This is a genomic window from Flavonifractor sp. An9, assembly GCF_002161245.1.
Classification (GTDB): Bacteria; Bacillota; Clostridia; order Oscillospirales; family Oscillospiraceae; genus Flavonifractor; species Flavonifractor avicola.
Window position 1 is genome coordinate 1 of sequence record NZ_NFHC01000047.1, and the last position, 6086, is coordinate 6086.

2 protein-coding genes are annotated in these 6086 nt (G+C 58.8%); both read right to left on the reverse strand.

Annotated features, from left to right (window positions below; translation table 11 throughout):
- Window positions 1-5343 (reverse strand): beta-N-acetylglucosaminidase domain-containing protein (locus B5G40_RS16405; RefSeq protein WP_206407264.1); only part of this gene is annotated, 5343 nt, incomplete at its 3' end.
- Between the two features lie 251 nt (window positions 5344-5594).
- The coding region (locus B5G40_RS16410; RefSeq protein WP_143383452.1) for an S-layer homology domain-containing protein at window positions 5595-6086 on the reverse strand (492 nt) is incomplete at its 5' end.

The following is a 6086-nucleotide window of genomic DNA, read 5'->3' on the forward strand; positions in this document are numbered from 1 at the left end:
CTTCACAGCCTCGAAGAACCAGTCGTCGGCCTTCACGTCGGTGAAGGGCAGGCCGGTGTCCACAGGGGTATCGTCCTTGGTGAAGGAGGCCTCCACAGTAACGGCAGAGGCGGGCATGGTGAAGGTGTACTTGCCGTTACCCTTATCGGTGAGCTTGAGCTCATTGCCGTTCTTGTCGGTGACGGTGAGGGTATCCAGCTTGTAGCCCTCGTCAGGCTTCACGGTCAGAGTGACGGTGATGCCCTTGGAAGCGCGGGTACGGCTGGGAGTCACGGTGCCGTTGTCGCTGTCCTCCACGGTGATGACGTAGGCGGTAGAGACGGTGGGGCCCTCAGGATCCACGGGGGCGTCCTCTACATCCACGGGCATGACGGCCTCGTAGGTCTGGCCGTTGTAGAGTACGGAGCCGCGGACGTACTGAGTGTCTTCGGCGTTGGGGTTGTAGGTGGTGCTGTCCCAGGTCACATCACAGGCGACGCCGAAGCCGGTGGACAGCTCCAGAACCACCTGCTCAGGCAGGTTGAGCATCTCGAAGGAAGTGCCGTAGTCCACGCCCAGGCTGGTGGGGTTCACCAGCACATTGACCACAGTAGGCTCGCCGGACAGGTTTACAGTCACGGAAGCGGTAAGGTTCTTTTCGTTGAGGATGCCGGTACCGGACAGATCCAGTGTGCCGGTCAAGGTCTGAGGCTCAGTGGAGGCGGCATCATAGACCTCTTCGCTCCACGCCACGGGGAAGCGGAGGGTGGTGCCGTCGGACAGGGCAACTACGGCGCACGCAGGCAGCTCCAGATCGTTAAACGCGGTGTTGAGCCGACCGTAGGCCACGGAAGGCATTACGGTCTCCACCACCACATCTTCAGGCTCGCCCGGCTCAGTGGGATCCAGGTAGCGGGTACCGGTGACCTCCAGCTCGTTCAGGCCGATGGAGTGGCCGAAAGCGCTCTGGTTGATACTGGTGAAGTAGAGACGCAGGTAACGAGTACCCTCCGGAATGGCGGCTTCAAAGTTAGTCAGGGCATCGGTGCGGCCGTCGCCGCTCATACCGGTGTAGGTTCCGATGGTGGTCCAGCAGCTGGCGTCCTTGGCGTTCTGGCCCTCAAAGGCGCTCTCATCGCTTACCGTACCTACATTGACAGTGCTGTAGTCGGTGGGTACAAAGTCAGAACCGGCCACTTGTACCACATAGTCGCTGGGCCATACCTTGGCATAATAGCTGGAGGAAACCTCAGTGATGTCGCACACATCCTCACCCAGATCCACCACGATCCAGGAGTCGGCGGTGTCATCGACCTTCATCTTGTTGCCGCTCCAGCGAGTGTCAAGTTTACCGTCCACAGCATCAGCGGCGAAGGTCTGACTATTGACCTCAAGGCCGGAAGCATAGACAGGATGCTCCAGAGCCAGGTTCTCCTCTTCGCCGGCCGTCGTTACAGCGTCAGAAGACGTGTCAACGGGGTCGTTTACGGTGACGGTAGCGCTCAAAGTGAAGCCGCCGGGGTTGGACAGACCGCCGGAGAGGTCATAAGACCCGGTAAAGGTGTACTGGCCGGCGGTGTCAGCCTTGTAGTTGTCGCAGGTCCAGGTCACGGGAATCGTGACAGTATTGCCGCCGCTGAGCACAACGTCCGCCTGGAAGGGCAGACCCACCTTGTCAATGGGGGTACCGTTGGGCACAGAGATGACGAGGGGAGTGGTATCGGCTTCGTAGATGGCGGGGAAGCGCAGGGGAGCGGTGCCCACAGGCACTTCTGCGGCGGCGCCGCCCTCGGCCAGGATCAGCTCGGCGATGGCGGGCGCGGTACCGGGCTCCCAATTCAGACGGACGCTCAGCAGGGGGCCGTAGCCTGCGGTGGGGAAGGTGTTGACGCCCTTATCCAGAACGCCCACGGTGATCCACTGCTCCTCCAGGTTCTGGACCTGGACCTCAGCGCCGCAGATGGCGGAGGGATCCTGGAGGATGGAGAGTTTTTCATAAGTCTTGGGTTCGGAGATCAGGTACTGCAGGTAGCCGCCGTCCTCGTCCACCTGATCCAGGGTGAAGAAGGTGGACAGCTTGCCGTCCATAATGAGGTCGAACTCGCCCTCGGGGGTTCCGGAGAAGCCGCCGCTGGGGCCTTCCTGGTCCAGGTTCTTGTTGACCTCCAGCTCGTTCATCTTGATCCAGCCTGCGGCGGTCTGGGTGATCTCAATCTTGATGTAGCGGCCGGACACGCCGTTGCCGTTGCAGGCATAGTAGCGATAGGGCGGATCCATCTCGGAATTATCAGTAAAGTTGCCGATCACGGTCCATTCACCGTTGGGATCGATGCCGTCGCTGACGCTGATACTGGTAAAGCGGGGGTGGTCGCCCTGCTCGGGGAAGAACAAAGTCACATCGTACACGGGCTGCTTGGCGCCCATGTCAAAGATGATATACTGGCCTTCCGTCTGTTTGGCGTTGGTCCACGCCAGGGTGCTGCGGTTGCCGTCCACAATATTGTTCCAGGAGCCCTCGTAGAGGCCCATGTTGGTGGAATCGAAGGTAAGGTCGGTCTGAATAAAGGCAGCCTTGGCGGAGACGGAGGGCAAGTTGCCGGTAACGGGCGTACCGCTGTTGTTCACCAGACGTACATAGCGCATGGTAGCGCTGCTCTCGGGGGCGCCGTCAGTCCAGATCACCCCGTTGGCGGAGTACTGGAGGGTAAGGCCTTCGGGCAGAGCGCCGCCTAGAGTGATCTCGCTGACGCCCATGATCTCAGGCAGGCGGATGCCCACATATTCACGGTTGGCCAGAGTAACGCCGGGCATGGCGGACATGGTGTAGTAGCCGCCGTCCTCGATCACGGTGCCGGTCAGTTCGGTGTTGGTGTAGAAAAGACCCTTTTCTGTCTCAGAATCGCCGGCGGTCTCTACAGTGAACTCGCGCACGTCGGTCCAGAAATCCGGCTTATTGCCGTAGCCGGTCTCCAGCAGGCGCAGGCGTACATAACGGGCGGCCAGGGAGAGACCGGATACCTGAATGTCATGGGAATTGACCTTCTCGGTCAGCGCGGTCCAGTGCTGGCCGTCCACGGAGCACTCCAGCACGGCTTTGTGGAAGTAGTCGTGATGGCTGGCGGTACGGCCCTGAAGCACATGGACGGAGTTGAGCTCCTTCACCGTGCCCAGGTCGATGCCGAAGTAGTCGCCGGCCTTCTGGTTGACGCCGAAGGCGGCGAACGTCTCGGGATTGCCGTCAAACATCTTGTCGGACTCGGCGCTGGCCTCCATCTCCCTGCCGCCCAGAACGGCGTAGAAGGTGGGCTCTTTGTTCAGCCCGCCGGGGTTGAGCAGCGGTACGATCTCGTCGGACACATAGTCCATCAGATCGGTGGCGAAGGGCTGGAGATACCGGCTGCCGGCCTTGGCGGTTACGGTATCATAATTGGGGGTTTTGTAGTTGTCCCACTCGTCCAGGCCGATGCCGGCGGCGGAATAGGCGGTCCAGGCGCCGTCCAGATCGCCGTTGTTGATGGCGATAGCAGCCTCGATCCCGCTCTTGGAGGCGTTGACGACGCCCACCAGGGAGTTGAGCCAGGGAGTCAGTTCTGCCACCAGGTTCTTGTTGGCACAATCAGCCTTGAAAAGCTCTACGGACGAAAGAATGTGGTCAAACTCGGCCAGAAGGGCCACAATTTCAGGGTCATCTGCCTTGGCTGTGCCGGCCAGGACCTTGGCCTGGACAGAATCCAGAGTGTCCTTCAAGTACTCAGACTCAGGGAAGCCCTGGGGAATGCGGCCGGAGTCGGGGCAGTTGGACACATTGCGGGCGATGGTCAGATAGGCGTCATAGACCTCGGGCTGGAGGTACTTGAAGCAGTCCTCCCAGAGAGTATCCATATAGCTGGTGTAGTTGTCCCGGTTCCAGCCCCAGGAGAACATCTGGAAGTAGGCCACCTTGTTGGCCTCCGGGTAGTCCACGGGGTTACAGATGATGCCCATCTGGCCAGTAATGTTGTCGGCGTCGGCCAGATAGTGGCTGCTGACGCCCAGATAGATGCCGGCCTTATCGTGCTCGGAGCAGGGATAGTTCAGCCAGGTTACGGGATAGTGCTCGGACTTTTCATAAGGCCAGCTGATGTTCTCCTGTGTAATGGGGGAGTTGACGTCGGAGCCGGTCCAGTAGATGTAGATATCCTTGTCCAGACCTGCCTCGTTCAGGGCCCGCAGCTCGGAACCATTGCCGGCCCAGCCCACATTGTAGCCGTTGGGGCAGTAAATGATGGGGCGGCAGACCTTCTTCTTGCGCCAATCGTTCATCTCGTTCAGGAGAGTGGCTACCTGTGCAGGGGTACCGCTGTTGTAGTCATCGTTCAGGATGTGGAAGCTGCGTACGCCTACATTGTACAGCTGCTGGAACTTGGCCTTCAGCTTCTCCACGTTCTCGCGGTATTTCTCGTAGGCAACGCCGGCGCTGGGGTCGGTGCTGCAGCCGGAGAAGAAGTTGCCTTTACCGATGTGGACGGACCAGGTGTACTCCACGTGCATCTGCTTGCCCACTTCCACCAGATGCTGGATCTGAGCAAGCTCTTCTGCCGGGTAAAGTTCATCCCAGTTGTTGGAGTGGTAGGGATCGGTCTTGGACGCGAAGACATAGATATTGCCCTTCACATCCCGGATGGAGCGGATCTGGCTCTCGCGGCCCTCATAGGTATGGCCTCCATAGAAGCCCTCGATAAAGCCGCGGAAGATGGTGTTGGAATAGTCCTCGATCACTACGGGCAGGAATTTATTGCCGTAGAAGGAGGTAAACATCATCTGCAGGGTGGCCACGCCATAATAGACGGCATCCACGTTCTGGCCCTGGATGGTGATGATGCCGTTGGGATTGGTACCGGCGTCGGCACGCAGCAGGTAGGAGTCGTACTTATGGACGGTACCGGGATCATTGGCCGGATTGAACAGGTCGGGGTAAGCTTTCGGCTCGCCTGCCTGGCCGTCTACCAGGGTGTTTTCGTCCTTGATGCCCAGCAGAATGTTGGTTTTGGAGGGATCCAGAGTGTTGCTCACGACCATGGTACGGTCAAAGCGAGTCAGAATCTCTTCCAAAAAGTCTACGGTGTACTGGTCTACATTGGTGCTCTTTACCACGTTGACCTCTTTGGTCATGGTAAAAGAGCCGGTTCCGTACTCCACAGAGTGGGGCACGGGATAGATCTCATAGGCATTGGGATCTTCTGAGTATCCCTCCGAGAGATCTACCGCCGGGGGAGGCAATGTGAGCTCAGTTTCTGCTGCTGCCGTTGGCAGTGGGCCTGTAAGCCCCAAAGCCAGCGCCAGAGTAAGCAGCAGGCTGAGAACTCTGCCCATTTGTTTTTTCATCCTACTTCCTCCTTTTGTAATCTACAAAAATCCTCGTCAGTGGTATGGCGGGGACTATTGCCTGGTTTGCTTGTGCACTATAGCCAAAAAATCCCATTATTTTATATTGGTAGTTTTATATTACTCCATATACTTCCGATCAGGAAAGTATGAAATTTTATCATACTTTAATAACAGCGATATACCAGCGATGGCCGGGGACAATGTCCCCGGACATCGCCTGGAAAAGAAGTAAAGAAATATGGGTGGTCTTACGCGGTCAAAAAACGCATGAGAATAGTGGCAACCTCAGCGCGGGTGGCGGTGCCGGTGGGATCCAGCTTGCCGCCATCTTTGCCGGTGATCAGCTCAGCGCCAACCGCCCAGGTCATGCCGTCGGCCGCCCAGGTGGACACGGCGCTGCCATCGGTGAAGGTGGTCAGGTCGCCCCTGGCGGACACGTCATACTCCTTGTACTCGGCATAGCGGTACAGGATGGTGGCCAGCTGCTCGCGGGTTACGGTGTCGTTGGGAGCAAACACGGTGTCGCTGTAGCCCTTGACGATGCCCTTGGAGGCAGCCCAGTTCACAGCGTCGGTGTACCACACGCCGCTCTCCACATCGGTGAAGGACAGGGTGGCGTCGTCGGTCTCGGGCTGGCCCTCCAGCCGCCACAGGATGGTGACGACCATGGCCCGGTTGGTGGTCATGAGGGGGGCGAAGGTGGTGGAGGAGGTACCGTCCATCAGCTTGTTGTCGTAGAC